Source organism: Halomonas sp. 113 (genome assembly GCF_904067645.1).
Lineage (GTDB): Bacteria > Pseudomonadota > Gammaproteobacteria > Pseudomonadales > Halomonadaceae > Vreelandella > Vreelandella titanicae.
Genome location: NZ_LR881453.1, coordinates 2,601,015 through 2,618,258 on the forward strand (window position 1 = coordinate 2,601,015; position 17,244 = coordinate 2,618,258).

General features: G+C 53.4%; 20 protein-coding genes, 1 tRNA gene and 3 pseudogenes. 13 read left to right on the forward strand and 11 right to left on the reverse strand.

Features of this window, described 5'->3' with window-relative positions; all coding sequences use genetic code 11:
• Positions 1-20: 20 nt before the first annotated feature.
• The gene (locus YERSI8AC_RS12200; protein ID WP_159176814.1) at positions 21-353 is read right to left on the reverse strand and encodes a hypothetical protein; all 333 of its coding nucleotides are present in this window, start codon (positions 351-353) and stop codon (positions 21-23) included.
• A 260-nt stretch (positions 354-613) separates the two neighbouring features.
• On the opposite strand from YERSI8AC_RS12200, the gene YERSI8AC_RS12205 reads away from it, so the two are divergent.
• From YERSI8AC_RS12205 to tal, 8 genes are all read left to right on the forward strand, one after another.
• Positions 614-1,117 (forward strand): hypothetical protein, encoded by a 504-nt coding sequence (locus YERSI8AC_RS12205; RefSeq protein WP_022523417.1) that lies wholly within the window; start codon positions 614-616, stop codon positions 1,115-1,117.
• Between the two features lie 201 nt (positions 1,118-1,318).
• A complete protein-coding gene (locus YERSI8AC_RS12210) occupies positions 1,319-1,729 on the forward strand; it encodes a hypothetical protein (RefSeq protein ID WP_022523416.1) in 411 nt (136 codons plus the stop codon).
• 406 nt (positions 1,730-2,135) lie between these two features.
• Complete coding sequence (locus YERSI8AC_RS12215; protein WP_041159501.1) at positions 2,136-2,864, forward strand: SDR family oxidoreductase; 729 nt, start codon at positions 2,136-2,138, stop codon at positions 2,862-2,864.
• 261 nt (positions 2,865-3,125) lie between these two features.
• Entirely contained in the window at positions 3,126-4,064 is a 939-nt protein-coding gene (locus YERSI8AC_RS12220) for an ABC transporter substrate-binding protein (RefSeq protein WP_009287843.1), read from the forward strand.
• A 61-nt stretch (positions 4,065-4,125) separates the two neighbouring features.
• Complete coding sequence (locus YERSI8AC_RS12225; protein ID WP_159176815.1) at positions 4,126-5,628, forward strand: sugar ABC transporter ATP-binding protein; 1,503 nt, start codon at positions 4,126-4,128, stop codon at positions 5,626-5,628.
• Entirely contained in the window at positions 5,625-6,605 is a 981-nt protein-coding gene (locus tag YERSI8AC_RS12230; protein ID WP_159176816.1) for an ABC transporter permease, read from the forward strand. Before YERSI8AC_RS12225 ends, YERSI8AC_RS12230 begins: the two co-directional genes overlap by 4 nt.
• A 67-nt stretch (positions 6,606-6,672) precedes the next feature.
• Positions 6,673-7,404 carry an SDR family oxidoreductase gene (locus YERSI8AC_RS12235; protein WP_138801683.1) on the forward strand — a complete coding sequence of 244 codons (732 nt, stop codon included), beginning with the start codon at positions 6,673-6,675 and terminating at the stop codon, positions 7,402-7,404.
• A 166-nt stretch (positions 7,405-7,570) separates the two neighbouring features.
• Positions 7,571-8,524 (forward strand): transaldolase, encoded by a 954-nt coding sequence (tal, locus tag YERSI8AC_RS12240; RefSeq protein ID WP_027959479.1) that lies wholly within the window; start codon positions 7,571-7,573, stop codon positions 8,522-8,524.
• Positions 8,525-8,654: 130 nt separating this feature from the next.
• Here the strand turns inward: tal and YERSI8AC_RS12245 are convergent, their stop codons facing one another.
• Together YERSI8AC_RS12245 and YERSI8AC_RS12250 are read right to left on the reverse strand one after the other, a co-directional pair.
• Positions 8,655-9,665, reverse strand: coding sequence for a LacI family DNA-binding transcriptional regulator (locus YERSI8AC_RS12245; protein WP_138801682.1), 1,011 nt, complete (start codon positions 9,663-9,665; stop codon positions 8,655-8,657).
• 325 nt (positions 9,666-9,990) lie between these two features.
• A pseudogene (locus tag YERSI8AC_RS12250) lies at positions 9,991-10,166 on the reverse strand (IS4 family transposase); the annotation flags it as partial.
• Positions 10,167-10,280: 114 nt separating this feature from the next.
• Between YERSI8AC_RS12250 and YERSI8AC_RS12255 the strand changes: the two are divergent.
• The 4 genes and pseudogenes from YERSI8AC_RS12255 to YERSI8AC_RS12270 all read left to right on the forward strand — a co-directional run bounded on the left by YERSI8AC_RS12255 (position 10,281) and on the right by YERSI8AC_RS12270 (position 12,135).
• Positions 10,281-10,400: a hypothetical protein gene (locus tag YERSI8AC_RS12255; protein ID WP_442907300.1), complete on the forward strand. Its 120-nt coding sequence runs from the start codon at positions 10,281-10,283 to the stop codon at positions 10,398-10,400.
• 98 nt (positions 10,401-10,498) lie between these two features.
• A complete protein-coding gene (locus tag YERSI8AC_RS12260) occupies positions 10,499-10,909 on the forward strand; it encodes a DUF3617 domain-containing protein (RefSeq protein WP_138801681.1) in 411 nt (136 codons plus the stop codon).
• 99 nt (positions 10,910-11,008) lie between these two features.
• Entirely contained in the window at positions 11,009-11,368 is a 360-nt protein-coding gene (locus YERSI8AC_RS12265; protein ID WP_138801680.1) for a hypothetical protein, read from the forward strand.
• Positions 11,368-12,135: pseudogene (locus YERSI8AC_RS12270) on the forward strand (DUF2303 family protein). Before YERSI8AC_RS12265 ends, YERSI8AC_RS12270 begins: the two are co-directional and overlap by 1 nt.
• Before the next feature lie 33 nt (positions 12,136-12,168).
• Here the strand turns inward: YERSI8AC_RS12270 and tnpC are convergent.
• The 7 genes and pseudogenes from tnpC to YERSI8AC_RS12305 all read right to left on the reverse strand — a co-directional run bounded on the left by tnpC (position 12,169) and on the right by YERSI8AC_RS12305 (position 16,437).
• Positions 12,169-13,760 (reverse strand): annotated as a pseudogene (gene tnpC / locus YERSI8AC_RS12275) (IS66 family transposase).
• Positions 13,761-13,804: 44 nt separating this feature from the next.
• Positions 13,805-14,161, reverse strand: coding sequence for an IS66 family insertion sequence element accessory protein TnpB (gene tnpB / locus YERSI8AC_RS12280; protein WP_138801519.1), 357 nt, complete (start codon positions 14,159-14,161; stop codon positions 13,805-13,807).
• On the reverse strand, positions 14,158-14,370 hold the full coding sequence (locus YERSI8AC_RS12285; RefSeq protein ID WP_138801520.1) for a hypothetical protein: 213 nt from the start codon (positions 14,368-14,370) through the stop codon (positions 14,158-14,160). Before YERSI8AC_RS12285 ends, tnpB begins: the two co-directional genes overlap by 4 nt.
• A 271-nt stretch (positions 14,371-14,641) precedes the next feature.
• Positions 14,642-14,773: a zinc ribbon-containing protein gene (locus YERSI8AC_RS12290; RefSeq protein ID WP_138801521.1), complete on the reverse strand. Its 132-nt coding sequence runs from the start codon at positions 14,771-14,773 to the stop codon at positions 14,642-14,644.
• Positions 14,774-14,942: 169 nt separating this feature from the next.
• The gene (locus YERSI8AC_RS12295; protein WP_159176817.1) at positions 14,943-15,368 is read right to left on the reverse strand and encodes a DUF2971 domain-containing protein; all 426 of its coding nucleotides are present in this window, start codon (positions 15,366-15,368) and stop codon (positions 14,943-14,945) included.
• Between the two features lie 35 nt (positions 15,369-15,403).
• Positions 15,404-15,892 carry a hypothetical protein gene (locus YERSI8AC_RS12300; protein WP_159176818.1) on the reverse strand — a complete coding sequence of 163 codons (489 nt, stop codon included), beginning with the start codon at positions 15,890-15,892 and terminating at the stop codon, positions 15,404-15,406.
• A 341-nt stretch (positions 15,893-16,233) separates the two neighbouring features.
• Positions 16,234-16,437 (reverse strand): hypothetical protein, encoded by a 204-nt coding sequence (locus tag YERSI8AC_RS12305; protein WP_236557299.1) that lies wholly within the window; start codon positions 16,435-16,437, stop codon positions 16,234-16,236.
• A gap of 71 nt (positions 16,438-16,508) precedes the next feature.
• Between YERSI8AC_RS12305 and YERSI8AC_RS12310 the strand changes: the two genes are divergently transcribed.
• Positions 16,509-17,003 (forward strand): tyrosine-type recombinase/integrase, encoded by a 495-nt coding sequence (locus YERSI8AC_RS12310; protein ID WP_236557300.1) that lies wholly within the window; start codon positions 16,509-16,511, stop codon positions 17,001-17,003.
• 133 nt (positions 17,004-17,136) lie between these two features.
• Here the strand turns inward: YERSI8AC_RS12310 and YERSI8AC_RS12315 are convergent.
• Positions 17,137-17,227 (reverse strand) — tRNA-Ser (locus YERSI8AC_RS12315).
• Positions 17,228-17,244: the final 17 nt, after the last annotated feature.

A 17,244-nucleotide genomic window follows, 5' to 3' on the forward strand; every position in this document is an offset into this window, starting at 1 on the left:
ATCCATATAACGATGATAAATCACCTCCCAAGCCCTTCCGCCTTTGAACTCTTCACGCCCCCAGCGATCTGATCGAGCATTCGTTGCTGGCGCTCCCAACGCTGGTAGTCAGCGACGACCCGTTCCAGCATGGCCCGCGCCGTGTCGTTATGATCCAGCTCGGCGCGGCTTTGGATGCCACACGAATGACGGATGAAATCGGCGCAATCCTCCGGGCTGTGGGTACCATCGGGCAGCTGCCGATATTCAAGCGCCTTTGCCTGGCGGCGACGGCAATCAAGGTACAAACCGAATCGCACGTTTTGGCACAATAACGCGGCACGGCGCGCTTGCTGCCCACCTTTCTCGGTCATAGAGCACCTCCGGCCACAAACATTAGGCGGTTTTTTAAAACCAGTCCTAAACTAGAAATGATCACTCCCTCCTTAACATTCTGTAACGGAGAGACACGATGAAATTTCAAAAAAGATGCCCAGCAGGAGAATGGGATCCACCGGGCCAAATCCCATGTGTTCCACCGATCAGGATTCCCAGACCAGAACCTCGTTTTCCTGATGATCCAGACTTTCCTGAAGACGAAGTCTGCATACGCTCCTAGTAGGGATTTAATGACATGAAAGATGTAAGCCTTCCCAGTATTCCTGAAAGGCACGACCCAATGTCGTTCGAGGAGGCTATTGATGGCACCTGTTACATGGTTAGGTACATGCAACTGCAGCAAAGACTTTTTAGCAGGATGGCCAACGTGTTCACGTTCACCAGTCTTTTTGGCGGTAGTGCTGCTTTTGCAGGAGTCATCACTGAGCACACGGTTTTGACCGCTACCAGTGGTGTCATTGTTGCAGTAAGTACCATGCTGGATTTTGTAATAGATCCCAAAAAGCACGCAGCTCAATGTCGCAAGGCAAGGCGACGCTTTCAGAGGCTGTACATGAAGAAAGCTGCTTACAGCTTTGAAGAATACGAATGTGAAACGTGCAGGATCGCTTTGATCGACTTCCCCGATATAGAAGGCCTTCGTAGGCCTGCTTTTAACGATACCTGTGTGCAGCTCGGGCGCACAAAAGGAGTGGTTGTTCTCAACAAGTGGGAACGCTTCTTGAAGCTGATCACTTAGAGCTTGATTTAAAACGAACATTACCCTCCATCGCTTGGGGAGCATTGCATTACTTCCCATGTGATATTGGTGAATAGGCGGAGCCTTTATCATAGCAATTCCCAGAAATAGAAAGCCCAGCCTCAGGCCAAAGAAGAATTGAGCAAAGTCACCCAATATCGCTATATTGGTGGCTTCTAAACTAGGGATAAGGGGAAAGCGTTGGACAAGGCCGCCTACCACAAGCGCTGGGATCAGCTCGAGCAGATGCAGCGGGAATACAGCAACCTGCCAGAGTCGGGCGTCGAAAACCTCGAAGCACTGCACAAAATGCTGGTTAACACTTTCCGAGAGTTTGTCGTTGCTTGTTATTGCGACCACTGGCGTGACGCCTACCAGGGCGCTGCGTTCCCCCTCGACGCTGATCGAGATGTACTGATAGCCCGCGCCATCAAAGCTCACCACTGGACACCGGGGATTGCCACCAGCCTCTCCAGCTACGACCTTGCCCTTTCTCTCATTGATGAGTTGGCGACGTTCACACTGACAGAAATGGCCGTTCACGTGTCGTATATGAACCTGCAGGCACTGCCCAAGGCAGATTACCAAGCACTCATTCAACCGCATGAATGACAGCTGATCTGCATCAGCCCCTCGGACGCTTGCTCGGGAATAGAAAGCCACGCCAGTGCCCGTTACAGTGGTAATTGCAGCACCACCCACCCATAGAAAAACATCGACATATGCTGATCAACGGCAACTCTCGGGTCATTGATTAGCTCCACCTCTTCAAAATACCAAAGCCTAGACATTGGTCTTAATCCCATTGATTCGTTTTCAAATAGAGAATAGTTTTAGAAATGTTGACGTCAACATAAAGAGTTTCAGTCCACTAGGCATGTGCCTTGGAGATGAATCAGGGACGAGTAAGCACAAAAGTTGATCCTGCTCATCAGAGACACCTCGGGATCATTCACAAGCCACTCCAGAAACCAAACGGCCTCGTCAATCGAGGAACCTGAATATAGGAGATTATAAGATGACCAATGAACTCACTGGAAAAGTTGCTGCCGTTACTGGCGCAGCATCAGGCATCGGGCTTGCCACTACCAAGGCCATGATTGACGCTGGTGCCAAAGTGGTCATGATTGATAGAGATGAGGCTGCGCTGAAAACCATCTGTGAAGAACTTGGCGAAGCTGCATTTCCCCTAGTTATTGACCTACTTGACCCACAGGACTGCGACACTCTCCTCTCACAAATCTTAAAGAAGGCAGGACAGTTAGATATCTTTCATGCTAATGCCGGTAGTTATATCGGCGGCGATTTGATCGACACCTCCCCTGCCGCCATCGACAGAATGCTGAACCTCAATGTTAATGTGGTGATTAAAAATGTCCATAACGTCTTACCCCACATGATCGAACGTCGCACGGGCGATATTATGGTGACAAGCTCCGTTGCGGGGCACTTCCCGGTTCCCTGGGAGCCAGTCTATGCTTCCTCCAAGTGGGCCATCAACAGTTTCGTTCAGACTACTCGTCGTCAGATCAATAAGCACGGTATTCGCATGGCGTCAGTCTCTCCTGGGCCTGTAAATAGTGCATTGCTCGCCGATTGGCCAGAAGAAAATCTGCGCAAGGCAAAAGAATCCGGCAGCATTATAGAACCAACGGATGTATCTGATGCGATTATGTTCATGCTTACTCGCCCCCGAAATGTAACCATCCGAGATATGGTTGTTTTGCCTAGCAACTTTGATATGTAAGAAGCATTCATCCAGCAACTATTAAGGTGTTTCTTCAGCTTAATCAGATCAACCAGCCTTACAACCTCTTACAGTTTTGAATAAACACTTCGCATGAACGCTTTGATCATTTGTAAAATTTTAGAGGAATAGACATTGGTCGTATGACCGTTGACCAACCTCTAAAGGGCACATAGTCTTCAAATTGTTGACGTTAACATTAAGAGTTTTGTCAACATTGAAAAACCTTTAAGAGAAACAATAACAATCACGGAGTTAACAATGAAAATTAATAAGATCACCGCAAATTTTCGCAAAACGGCTCTTGTCGCCGCCTGCGCAGCCGCCTTTGTAGCAGGAACCGCAGCAGCCGATGAGCATACTCTGACAATCGGCATGTCCTTTCAGGAGCTCAACAACGAGTATTTTGTGACCATGCAGGAGGCACTCGAGACCGCCGCAGAGAGCCTGGGGGCTGAGGTGATTGTCACCGATGCACGCCACGATGTCTCCAAGCAGGTCAGCGACGTAGAGGACATGATCCAACGTGGCATCGATATCCTGCTGCTCAACCCTGCCGACTCCGTCGGGGTTGAAACGGCGGTGTTGTCTGCCCGAGAAGCAGGCGTCACCACGGTCGCGATCGATGCCCAGGCAGAGGGCCCAGTGGATGGCTTCGTGGGTTCCAAGAACTATGACGCAGGCTACTTAGCCTGCGAATACCTCGCCCAACAACTCGATGGTGAAGGTCAGGTAGCCCTACTGGATGGCATTCCGGTTGTGCCGATCCTGCAACGTATTGAAGGCTGCACCGACGCGCTTAATGAGTACGATGGCATCGAGATCGTAACCAAACAGAATGGCCGTCAGGAGCGTACCCATGCGATGACAGTCACCGAGAACATCATCCAGGCAAACCCGGATCTAAATGGTCTCTTCAGCGTCAACGATATCGGCGCGCTGGGCGCTCTGATAGCCATTGAGGCCAGTGGTCAGGACATCAAACTGGTCAGCGTCGACGGCCATCCCGAGGCAGTTGCAGAGATCCAGAAGGCTGATTCCGCGTTCATCGCCACCTCAGCGCAATATCCCGCAGACATGGTGCGTGTAGGGCTCGGCCTGGCGCTGGCTAAGCACTGGGGTGCAGAAACTGCGCCCGCGGAAATTCCCATCGACGTACAACTGATCGACCGCGACAAGGCCGCTGACTTTAGCTGGTAACCCCTCCCACCGACGATGATGACGTGTGCTGCCCCTACGGGCGGCACACGAGGGTATCCCTATGACTCCATTACTTTCCCTGAGACACATCTCGAAGTCATTTCCCGGGGTGAGGGCCCTCACGGATGTATCGCTCGATGTCCATGCTGGCGAGGTGCATGCTCTGCTTGGCGAAAACGGGGCCGGCAAGTCGACTCTGATGAAAATTCTCTGCGGCATCTACCGACAAGATGAAGGTGAGATCAACATCAATGGCGAGGTATGCAATTTCCATGGCTACCAAGACGCCCTCAACGCGGGCATCGGTATCATCTTCCAGGAATTCAGCCTGATCCCCGATCTGGACGCCGTGGATAATATCTTCCTTGGGCGCGAATTGCGTAACAGATTCGGGCTGCGAGACCGGCGCAGCATGATCGCCGAGGCGCAGCACCTGCTAGACCGCCTCAAGGTCTCGATCCCCTTAGACCGCCCCATCGCCGACTTGAGTGTCGCCGACCAGCAGTTCATCGAGATCGCCAAGGCCCTGTCACTGAAAGCGCGCATCCTGATCCTCGACGAGCCGACAGCAACCCTCACGCCTAGCGAAGCAGATCACCTGTTCACCATCATGCGAAAACTGCGCGAGCAACAGGTCGGCATGGTATTCATATCACACCACATGGAAGAGATATTCACCATCTGTGATCGTGTCACCGTGATGCGTGACGGTGAGAAGGTCGACGACTGCGACGTCGTCTCGACTACCCCCGACGACCTAATCGAGAAAATGGTCGGCCGCCGTGTTGAGAACCTTTATCCCGAACAGCGTAGCGATGCCGATTATAACGATGTGGTATTAGACATTGAATCCCTGCGCCTTGATGTCAATGGCCCCGAACACTCATTGAAGCTCTACCGCGGCGAGATCCTGGGCTTTGCTGGCTTAGTGGGGTCGGGCCGCACAGAACTGGCTATGGGGCTGATCGGTGCGACGCGCCCCGTGCATGCCAAAATCCTTATGGAGGGCAAGCCAACTAAACTCCTACACCCCGCCACCGCCCTGAAGCAGGGGATCGGCCTTCTACCGGAAAGCCGAAAGACCCAGGGATTAATCCTGCCGTTCTCGTGTCGCGAAAACATCACCCTGAACAATCTGACACAATTTCAAAGTGCTTTGCCACTGATCAAACGCCGCCAAGAGTCCAGTACTGCCGCCGATCTGATGAAGGCAGTCCGCGTCAAGGCTCCCAGCCCCGAAACCCCAGTGGGCAATCTCAGCGGCGGCAACCAGCAGAAGGTTGTTATCGCCCGCTGGCTGGGCCACCAGTGTAAGGTGCTGATCTTCGATGAGCCCACCCGCGGCATTGACGTCGGCGCCAAGTCAGAGATCTACGCCTTAATGAAAGAGCTCACTGCCCGAGGCGTGTCGATCATCATGATTTCGTCCGAACTCCCGGAAATTCTTGGCCTATGCGATCGCGCAGCGGTCTTCTACCAGGGACAGATCGCCGCCGAACTGCAAGGCAACGATCTCAATTCACAATCCATCATGCATCACGCCACGGGGGGACTCAGCTCATGAGCCAGCTCGACTCAATACCCGGCAACACCCACCAGCCCCTCAAGGAGCGGCTGGCCAGTTGGCGCCGTACTCCAATCTTCTATCCGCTGATCGGTTTCATCGTCGTTTTCATTGCCATGTCGACCATCAACGACAACTTTCTAACCATAAGCAACCAAGCCAATCTGGTGCGTCAGACCTCGATCATCGCCATCATAGCTGTGGGGATGAGCCTAGCTATTCTCACCGGCGGCATCGACCTTTCCGTGGGCCCGGTAATGGCCTTGTCGGGAACGGTAATGGCTGGGCTGATGGTGGCGGGGGTTCCTCCGTCGCTAGCCATCCTGCTAGGCGTATTGGTAGGTGCAGGTTTCGGAGCTTTCAATGGCTTTTTTGTTGCTTTTGCCGGCATGCCACCCATCATCGTCACTTTGGCCACCATGGGGATTGCCCGCGGGCTTGGCTTGATATACACCGGAGGCTACCCAATTTCCGGCCTCCCCCCGGAATTTGCCTTCTTTGGTCGCGGCAGCTTGGCCGGCATCGAAACCCCGATACTGATCATGATCAGCGTCTACGCACTCGGCTTTTTGCTGCTCCACCATACTGCGACCGGACGCTACCTGTATGCCATTGGCGGCAATGAGGAAGCGACTCGGCTATCCGGTATCCGAGTGTCCCGCTACAAGTTGCTGGTCTACACCCTGAGTGGCATGACTGCGGCCATTGCCGGGTTGATCTTGACCTCTCGGTTGATGAGCGGCCAACCCAACGCCGGGATCGGCTTCGAGCTCGACGCCATCGCCGCCGTAGTACTGGGCGGCGCCGCTATCACCGGTGGGCGAGGAATGATTCTAGGCACACTGGTAGGCGCCATGCTACTTGGCGTGCTCAACAACGGCCTTAACCTGATGGGGGTATCGCCCTACCTTCAAAACGTTATCAAGGGCCTGATTATCCTGTTGGCGATCTACATTAGCCGCAAGCGGACTCCCTGAGACCCTGCTCATGCCGATCATGCATCGGCTAAATGCCAACCACAAATCGAGCGAGTGACGCCACATCATGAACTTCGAACTCCACAACCAACGCATCCTCGTTACGGGAGCGACCAGCGGCATCGGCCTCGATATCGCGCGGTCTCTGGCTGAACTCGGTGCCGAACTGGTGCTGTTTGGTCGCAACCGGGATCAGCTAGCCACACTCGAGAAAGAGCTGGGGGCACGCACCTTGGCCGTAGACATCACCGATGAGGCCGCGGTTGTCGTGGCCTTCGCCGAGATGCCCGTCCTCGATGGCCTGGTCAATTGTGCCGGTATCTCGATCCTCGACGATGTCTTGGATTTCAAGGCGAAAGATATCGAGAACATTATGAACACGAACGTCACTGCCAGTGCCGTGGTGGCACGGGAAGCGGCTCGCCACATGATCGCGCACGGCCGTCAGGGCAGCATTGTCAATGTCTCAAGCCAAGCATCCATGGCCGCTCTGCCCGGCCACCTAGGCTATTGCGCGTCTAAAGCAGCCATGGATGCCATGACTCGTGTGCTGTGCCTCGAGCTGGGTTCCAAAGGCATCCGCGTCAACAGTGTCAACCCGACGGTGACCCTGACCCCCATGGCCGAACGTGCCTGGGCCGATCCCGCCAAGCGCAACCCGATGCTGGCCGCCATTCCCCTAGGGCGCTTTGCCACTCCCAGGGAAGTCGCCCTTCCGGTTGCCTTCCTTCTCAGCCCGGCCGCGTCGATGATCAGCGGAGCCTGCCTGCCGGTCGATGGAGGCTTCACGTCTCACTAGCCCCAAAAAGGAACCTGACATGTATATCGGTGTGGACTGTGGTGCTCAGAGCCTCTTGACGAGAACCCCGAACCCGACCGCGTCGCTGCCTATGACCAGGCCATTACGGCTGAACACCCATCCCTATGCCTTACATAACCGACCACTTATTCGAGGAAGATACTTCATGACCCAACGACTCGACGCCCTTCGTCAGCACTCTATGGTGGTCGCAGACACCGGCGACCTTGACGCCATCAAACGCTATCAACCCCATGATGCCACCACCAATCCCTCGCTAATCCTCAAGGCTTTCGATCTGCCGGGCTACCAGGCACTGATCGATCAGGAACTCGCGGCGGTCAAGTCCGAGGATAACGGCCGGCGAGAAGCGCATGCCGTAGATCGCCTTGCTGTGGCCATGGGTAGCGAGATCGCCAAACTGGTGCCCGGCCGTGTTTCCACCGAGGTAGCCGCCAAGCTGTCCTTCGACACCCAGGCCAGCATACGCAAGGCCCATGAGCTGATCGAGCTCTACGAGCAACGCGGCGTGTCCAAGGATCGAGTGCTGATCAAGCTGGCATCAACCTGGGAAGGCATCTGCGCCGCCGAGGTGCTGGAGAAAGAGGGCATCAACTGCAACCTGACGCTGCTGTTCAGCGACGCCCAGGCCAAAGCTTGTTTCGATGCTGGCGTTTTCCTCGTCTCACCGTTCGTCGGCCGTGTCACTGACTGGTACAAAAAGGAGACTGGCCAGAATTTCCCCCCCGAGAACGACCCTGGGGTGCAATTCGTACGCGGCGTCTGCGAACGGGTCAGCCAGGGCGGCTTCGACACCGTGGTGATGGGCGCGAGCTTTCGCACTGTCGACCAGGTGCTGGCGCTCGCCGGCTGTCCCCGACTAACCATCTCACCTACGCTGCTTGAGGAACTCGCTACCGCAACGGGCGCGGTGGAACCCAAGGTGTTAATGACACGCAACGGTGGCCCTCGTCCTACCCCACTCTCAGAGTCCGCCTTCCGTTGGGATCACAACAAGGATGCCATGGCCAATGACAAACTGGCCGAGGGGATACGGCGCTTCGCCGATGATCAGGAACGCCTGGAGGAACTGATCGCCGACCGTTTGGCGACTCTCTGAGCTCGTAACCTGAACTGCAACTAGCCGCCGATTGGGAATCCTTACGCCAAGTCCGGCCAACCCGCTATGGGCCAACCGCCACCGCTTCGTGCTCTCCGAGGGTATGATGCACGACGAAAGCTGATGACTATCAGTTACCGCCGGAGGATATAAGTGTGGCGGAGATCACGACCTCACGGCCGGCGGCCATGGGATCCTCAATCTGTTCAAAGAGTATGCGAAATGCCTCGTGCCCTAACCGGTAGGTGTCATGCGCAGCACAAGGCACTGACACCTCGAAGATATCAGCATAAGGCAAACGGTCGACCCCCAATACCATCACATCGTCCCGAGACACACGTGCATCATGCAGGGCACGCATGGCGCCCAAAGTAATCAGCTGATTGAACCCAAACACGGCTTCGGGGAGTTTGCCCTGGCGTAGGTAATCGGCCATATCGCGATAGGCCGGTTGCAAGGTGTAGTCCCCGGGGCGCTGCTCCAACACTAAGGAGACGCCCGCCACGTCAAAGGCTGTCTTCAGGCCGATCAGCCGGTCTTGGGTGATCCGCGAGTCACGCGGCCCCGTCAACGCAAGCACCCGGCGGATGTCCTTCTTCACAAGCAGTTCACCAAGCAGACTCCCGGCAAGATGGTTGTCCAGTACCACACGGCTGAAGTCGGATACGTTCAAGGTACGATCCAGCATAACCACTGGTAAGCGGGTAGCACGCAAGCGATCAAGGTAAGCGGGGTGATAGGCGGCAGCGTCTGAGACGGGCGAAAGGATGATGCCGGCTACCTGATAGCTGAGCAGGGTTTCGATCGCCACTTCCTCGCGCTGTGGCGAGCCATCTGTATCAATCAGAATGATGGTGTAGTCACGCTCCTCGGCCGCACGAGAAACTGCCTTGATCACCTCGCTATAAAAGGGATTATCCACGCTTGCTGTGACTAGGCCAATCAGCCGGTTCTTACGACTCCGAAGATGGCTAGCGAAAGCATTAGGGACATACCCCAACTCCTTCGCAGCGGCTAGGATCTTCTCCCGAGTCGCTACTTTCACCTTGTCAGGATTATTCAAGGCACGCGACACCGTCATATTGGTCATGCCCACATGTTCGGCGATGTCGGTGATAGTAACCTTGTGGCGACTTACCATACTTTACTCTGTTGTGAATTTTGTCGTTTTGATATGCCCCTCGCTGCTCTACCCAACGAAGCAGCACCAGCGCCGTAAGGATACTACGCAAGGTCTGCTCACGAAAATGGAGATGATTTATGGATATAACCTACCAACAGGGATCCGAATCCTGAATAGTCTATTAACCTATGCCGGTTTTCAACACACCGAGGCTATGCTGCTACTTAATCTAACCAACTGATAATTTAATGTTTATTCGTTTGGTGCAACGTGACTCAATGGCATAAAAGGCACATTTCGCTCGCGCTTGTGGCGATGTCGTCAGGCGAACAAATCGACCTTAACGACCCAACGCGTAGATTTCTTCATCCTGTGTTCCCTTTCGTAATGGGATCAGCCAGTGGTGCTGCTTGCTTGCTGCCACGCATGCAGCAGTCTCAGCGAATAAACCCCATGGTCAAATAACGTTAGAGAATAGTCAGGCGTACTGGCCATCAGGTCTGTCGTCAACTCCATTTGACACACCATCCGCACGGCCAAACGTTGGAGAAAGAACGCCTAGCAGCCGCTGCCGAGCTAAATGAGCCCGAGTGAATAGGCGCGGATCAAGCTCAAGAGCCGGAAACGGTCACCATAAGCCGCGCTGAATACGACCAGCTGCTAGCCGATCAAGCCAAGCTGCGCGCCCTAGAAGCCATGGGCGTCGATAACTGGTCTGGCTATAGCGATGCCATGGAGCAATTGGCCGCTTAAGTGTTTCCTTGTTTAATACTGCTTTATTGAGGCAATTCGCATGCAAGCACTAAATTAAGCTATTCTTAGCCCTCCCCCTTTTATAACTGGAGAGAAATATGCTACGGAAGAGCCTAATTGCCACACTGCTGGTAACAGCTTCGCTGCCTGCTTGGGCTTTTGAATTGAAGCCAGGTCTATGGGAACAGACCATTGAAAGCAATGCTCTTGGTGGTGAGACGCCGCAGGAAATGACCGATCAGCAATGTATTACAGAAGAGGAAGCTAAAGACCCTGAAGCGGCATTTCGCAGTGACTTCAGTGAGGCTGGATTTACTGATGTTGAGTTCACGCAGAGCGGCAACACAGTTCATGCTTCTGCGTCTAATTCATACGGTGATCAAGATGTTGAGATTAATATCACCATTACGCAGCATAGCGAAGAACACACTACCTCCAAGACCGAGCTGATTAGTAGCGAAACAATTACAACGACCCAAGAAAACCATTGGATTTCAGAAGACTGCTAACGCAGCATTATCGTTTAATTCGCGCTGAAGAAAGGCCATCCATTGAGGTGGCCTTTTTAATGCCTGCCATTCACACCCATCCACTCTAAGAGTACTCCCATGTCACACCCAACAGATGTGACCAAGTTCCTAGAGGACTTGGACGGCGGCGTATTGGCTGAACGCCTGGGTAAAGTCCTTAGCCATGCAGTAGCGTCGGCAACGGACAACCCGAAAAAGAAAGCCAAAGTGTCGATTGATCTAACAGTCGAGAACATTGGCTCAGGTGCCCGGGTCGGCGTTACCCACAATCTGGCTTTCAAGATTCCGACCGAACACGGCACGCAGTCGGAAGAACACACCACCGAAACGGTCATGTGCGTCAACACTGGTGGTGAAATGACGCTAGAGCCTAAGAACCAGTTCGACATGATCGGCCACCCCCACCGCGATAAAGACCCGCACCAGGAGAAGCACTAATGTCTTTTACCAAAGAAGCCCTGCAGCACATTGAAGCCAGTCACAAAACCGGTACCGAAGCCGCCGAAGGTCATGCGCTGATCGTTGGCGATAACTTCAAGCTGGTGGATATGGAGAAGTACCAAGACCAGCGCCGCCGCTTTCGTGGGCAATTCAGAACCAAGGGGCTGAAAGACTTTATTGCCTATGTGGCGGGTCACCAGAGTGAAGCCCCTGTATTCATCGACCGCGACGCCATGGCGGCATGCTCTTATCTGGATATCGGCATTACTGAACGCCCTGGCCACTGCGATCATTCCGCCACCCTGAACCTGCCCAAAACACCAGAGTTCACTGCCTACCTAAATGCCGACGGCAGCACCTTCGACCAGGAGGAAATGGTCGGGCTGGTAGAAGATTGGAGCCACCTGCTGGCGTTTGAAAACAGCTAAGGCGAAGCGCTTGAGCGTAGCAAGGTGATTCACGCTTTCCGGAAAGTCAGTCTAGAAGATCTCACCAACATTGAGAGCGAAAAGCAGGAGCATTCCAGCCGCGTTGGCGTCATGAACAGCGTCACCGTGAAGAACGCTGAACGCTTGCCTGCAGTTATCTATTGGAAGCTAACTCCCTACGAGGGCTTAACAGAGCGTACGCTGGCAATGCGTGTATCGAGCAAGATCAAAGGCGGGCCATCATTTGGCTTACGCGCTATCGCGTTGGACGCAGCCAAAGAAGAGGTCGCCGCCGAGTTCGCCAAGCTGGTGACGGATGGCTTACCAGAAAGGTAAGCGCTCCAATAACCCCATCTAGGCAGTCATTGCCTAGACCGGTAAGGTCTCTTTCCACTGCCAGGGCAGTAGCGTGTTGAGGTCATCGTCGTTGAGAGAGGGTAGCGTCTCAAAGACGTGCTGTAAGTAGTCGTAGGGCGAGAGGCCATTGGCTTTGGCGGTTTCGATCAGGCTGTAGATCGCCGCACTGGCCTGAGCGCCGCTCGGTGTGTGACTGAACAGCCAGTTTTTACGCCCCACCACGAACGGACGGATGGCGTTCTCGGCCAGATTGTTATCCAACGGTATCACGCCATCGTCCAGGAACCGAGTCAGGCGTGGCCACTGGTTGTTCAGGTAGTGCAGGGCTTTCCCCAGAGCACTTTTGGGCAGTACCTGGGCCAGTGACTTATCGAGCCAGGTGCGCAGTTGATCGATTAATAGTCGGCTCTTCTGCTCACGCAGTGCATGACGCGCTTCGGGCTCAAGGCCCTTCGCCTGTTTTTCCACGCCGTACAGCTTACGGATCTGGTTCAGCGCCCAGTCTGCCTTGCCGGTTTTACCTTTAGGCTGCACTTTTTGCGCCTCGACGAACTTACGCCGTGCATGCGCCCAACAGCCCACATGGGTGATCCCATTGCGGCGCACCACCTCGGCGTAGCCTTCATAGCCATCGGTGACCAAACAACCCGCATAGTCGCCCAGCAAGCGCACGGGCACTCGTCCGGCGCGGCTGGCATCATAATCGAACAAGACCACCTGTTGGCCCGGCGGCCCGCCGCGTTGTACCCACATGTACGAGGGGGCGCTGGCTTTACGGTCGGCTTCTTGATTGACCTGGAGCGTTGTTTCATCCATGTGAACCAAGGGGGCGCTGAGCAGGTGTCTGCGTAATGTATCGATCAGCGGAGCGACACGCTCGCCTGCTTGCACCATCCAGCGGGCCAAGGTGTTGCGGGGAATCGCCGCGCCATGGCGGGCAAAATCTGGCTCTGCCGATACAGTGGCAAGGCATCTTGGTACTTGGCGGTGGCGACATAGGCCAGCAGCGTGGCGCTAGCATTGCTCTTGGGCAACAGCTTGGCCAGCGCTGGGGCGACCTTGACGCCCTCTTCGCACAGTGGGCAGGCATATTTACGTCGCACATGACGGATCACCTCGATCCGGGCAGGCACCACATGCAGCTCTTCGCTGACCTCTTCACCGATGACCTTTAGCGGGGTGCCGTCATCGTGGCAGTGCCGCACATCGTCGGGCAGTTCATGGATGACCTCAACGCGCGGAAGTTCTGGCGGTAGTGCAACACGCCCGCCGCGCGCGCGACGCTTAGCAGGCGTCGCGGTGTCGATCGTCGCGTCATCAGCGGTGGTGATGCTCTCCGATGCATCGCTGCCTTCCTCGTCCACCGCCACTTCCGCTTCATTGATCAGAAGATCCCGCTGGTCGACACGATACTTCTCGGTGGAGGGGCCGAACTGACGCTCCAGGGCAAGCCGGAACTGTTCAAACAGTGATTGCTTGGTGGCCTCCCACTGCGCCTCCTTTTTCACCATCAAGCGGTGAAGCTGCGCGATCTCTTCCTGCTGCGCCTGAACTTGGCGTTGTAGTTGAGAGACGGCATTTGAGGGAGCGGCAGCGTTTTTCATGCTCTCCATTTTACCAAAACGCTGACCAAACTGTAGTCCAAAAGCTAACCAACGCGCTGAAAATCCAACGCTTTGTGAGGCTTCATCGCTTTTAAGTCAACGCCATCCAGCAGCCAGTTAAGCTCTTGACCAGTTAACATCACGGTCTCACCCTTCAGGTGCATTGGCCATTTAAATCGCTCACGTTCCAAGCGCTTGTACCACACCACAAAGCCGTTACGTTCCCAGAACAGCAGCTTCACTTTATCTCGCTGACGATTACCGAACACGAACAGCGCTTGATCAAACGGGTTCAAGGCCATGGCTTCCTGTACCAGCAGCGCCAAGCCATCGATTTGCTTACGCATATCCACGGGCTCTCGGCACAGGTATACCTTTAGATCAGTGCCTGGACGAATCATGCAACAACCTCCACCGCGACAAACCGGGCGGGACGACAACGCGGTGGCACGGGAAACCCCTGAACGAGTAACCGTTTTTCCCACGCCATCAGGTCGGCTAACGTCACGGCTTGCGCTTTGGCATACGCACTTAACGGCATCTGTAACGCGGCAGCATAAGACAGGTGGCCTAACCAAAACGCTTGAGTGGAATTGAGTTCGCGGCTCATGATGATCTCCAAAGCAAAAGAGACCCCCAGTGTGATCAGCCAATGTTAACCTGGGTAGATGGGTTTTATGGCGCGCTTACATCGGTGCGTGGGTCTTTAAGCATAGGCTTGCCGATCTCGGCAAACGCCAGCACATCGAGAAACGCGCAGACGTTCTTACCGTCTGCGGCTTGGGGAGTATACGGGGCATAGGGACACCTGCTGTCTCACGACAGTAGAAAGTAAAAGGCCCCGCCAGAGTCTGGCAGGGCCTATAAGGTGAATACTGCTTTTAGCTAAATTCAGTGTTGTGGCATCGGGGGCAAGGCGGCAACGTATCCGAGTGATCGTCTAACGTGACTCTTTCGCCGCAGCTCTTGCAGGTGTAAGTGCCTTTGCCTGGTTTCTCGCCGGTAGTTGGCATAAATGCTCCTTTGTTTTATGGCGTGAGAATCCTCTTAGAGGAATTATCAGCGTAGAGCACTTAATGAAAATTAACCAGCACACTCATAGCAAGACGCCCCTGCTCAAAGCCAGGGCAAAAAATTGGATAGTGGTAATATAGTAGTACGAATTGATGCAGCATTCAAGAATTACAGCAATCGTTCACCTTCAACGACGTCAAAAGAATTTGAAGATCGCTTCATCTGAACTACTTCGACTCCTCTTTCATAACATTTTTTTAAAACTTCATTTTTGAGCTGATCACTAGCATTGCAACCAACGAGAACTCTATTGAGCTTAAGACCGTTTAACTTTCTACTGTCTCTTTTCCCAAAACTCACGTAGCGCCACTCACCCTCATATTCCCAGGCATCCCCTTTAACTAGAGCACTGCCCATTGCTGCCGAAAATAAAACTTGACTACTATCTGTCCATGATTTTCTCACCAGATGAGTCACATCAACTGGGCCTTGCCTATACGAAACAGGTAGAAAAAGACCATTATCAATTGATGAATATGGGAACTCATATTCAAGACAAAAGCCTTGATGTGATTTAGCATAATGCGCCCACATCAGGTAGTTCCTTTTATTCGTTGCAAAAGAGCAAATCAGAGCAGCCCCCTTAAACTATTCTCCAATATCTCTTCTAACCTTAAAGACACAGCCTCACATTGCTTTGAGATGTGGTCAAAATATTTTTCAAAAGGTTTCTGACTTTTTGCCCTACTAAAAAGCTGCTTATCTGCTCTTTCGCCGTGCACATCCAATTTATCTTTTCCAGCTAAAACTTTCAACGCCTCTCTGAAGCCGGAGTTCATGTTCTTATTTAAATAATCATTTAAACCGGGAATTATTGCAGCATCTTTATCAAAAAAAATCCGCGCATCAAAAGGATCATTATAATCATTTGGATATGATAAGTGTTCATATCCTTCTTGCAATGCAATCAAATCACCTTTATGCCCCGACCTGTAGCGATAGATGCATTCAGGACGATTTGCAACTACTAAAGATGCTAAATTATAGAATGATATGCATCCGTCCTCAAAAACTCCAGTGCTTTTTAATACTTCCTCCCTCCAATCAACATTAACCACGCCTTACCCCCAATCTTTAAACGTTTTATGCAACTTTATTTAAAATAGCAGATAATGGCGCTAGTGCTAGCCATTCCCAATGATCTAAAATTGACAATATATCTTCCCAAACATCTCCCCAAGTAACTCGATCATCTCTTGTCCAGAACCTTACCTTAATCTCAGCACCCAAGTATTCATTAAACCATTTCTTAACTATTTTTGGCGAGTGTAGTCCAGGGCGTGAGTACGGCCATGTCACCTCACTATGATGGTAAAGTGCAGCCATACATAGGTAGCGAAGGGTCTCAAGCTGCTGGGCAGTTGGCTTGCCCTTGCCCTGCCCTGGTAGCTTCACACCGTTATGAATCATTTGCTGGTACAGCGCTATCTCGACGGTCTCCCGCCCACTCAACCTTGGTAAACGGCCCAAAGCAATAACGGGCCAACGCTGCCAAGTGCGCTGGCTGGTTCTCAACGGCACTAATAACCGCGCCCGCTTCCAGCCCATTCACAATTCGCCAGTCATTGTTGTTGCGCTGAGTTGCCTGGACCTGCGTGCCCATCCGCGCTATCTCCTGCGCATATGCCATGACACTGCCCCGCTGCTCGTGATACGCCTCAAAGATCATCTGTTGTGCTGAGATATATCGCATCACTTCCCCCTACCGTTGCGTTTTCTTTCATCAACGACTTGATCCCATACGCTTTTCACCTTATTCAGCTCACCCCGTACGGCATCGTTTTACGCAGCAGCAAAGCAGGCAAACAAGCTGTGATCCCCTGGGATGATGAGCTGAGGCGTTTAGTGCAGGAGATAAAGGCCGACAACCTAGGCCGTGGCAAGCAAGGCTCAACGCTGTTCTGCAAGCGGGACGGCCTGCCTTACAACAAGGATAAGTTTCACAGCCGTTGGCAGTACGGGATGCGTAAGGCGATGCATGAGGGCCACATCGAACGGTTTACCGAGCATGACCTACGCGCAAAGCACGCAACCGATGCAGATGACCAAGGCTATGACGCCATGACCAATTTGCAGCACAGCGACCGGCGAACGACTGAGGTTTATCTACGTGCTAAGCGAGTGTTGACGGTAAGCACGCTGGGAGCCGGAGAGTTCTTAGAAGATTAGACATTAGTCTATTGTGCACTGGTCTGGCTGAAGCAGTATAACGGTAGGTGTTCCCCTCGTTATACTTTCACCTTTTTTCGTGCCTAGAAACGAGAAAAGGGAACCAGCTAAGTAGCTGATTCCCTTCAAATAGTGGCGGAGGGACAGGGATTCGAACCCTGGATAGGCTATTAACCTATGCCGGTTTTCAAGACCGGTGCATTCAACCGCTCTGCCATCCCTCCGGCTTATGGGTGCGTAT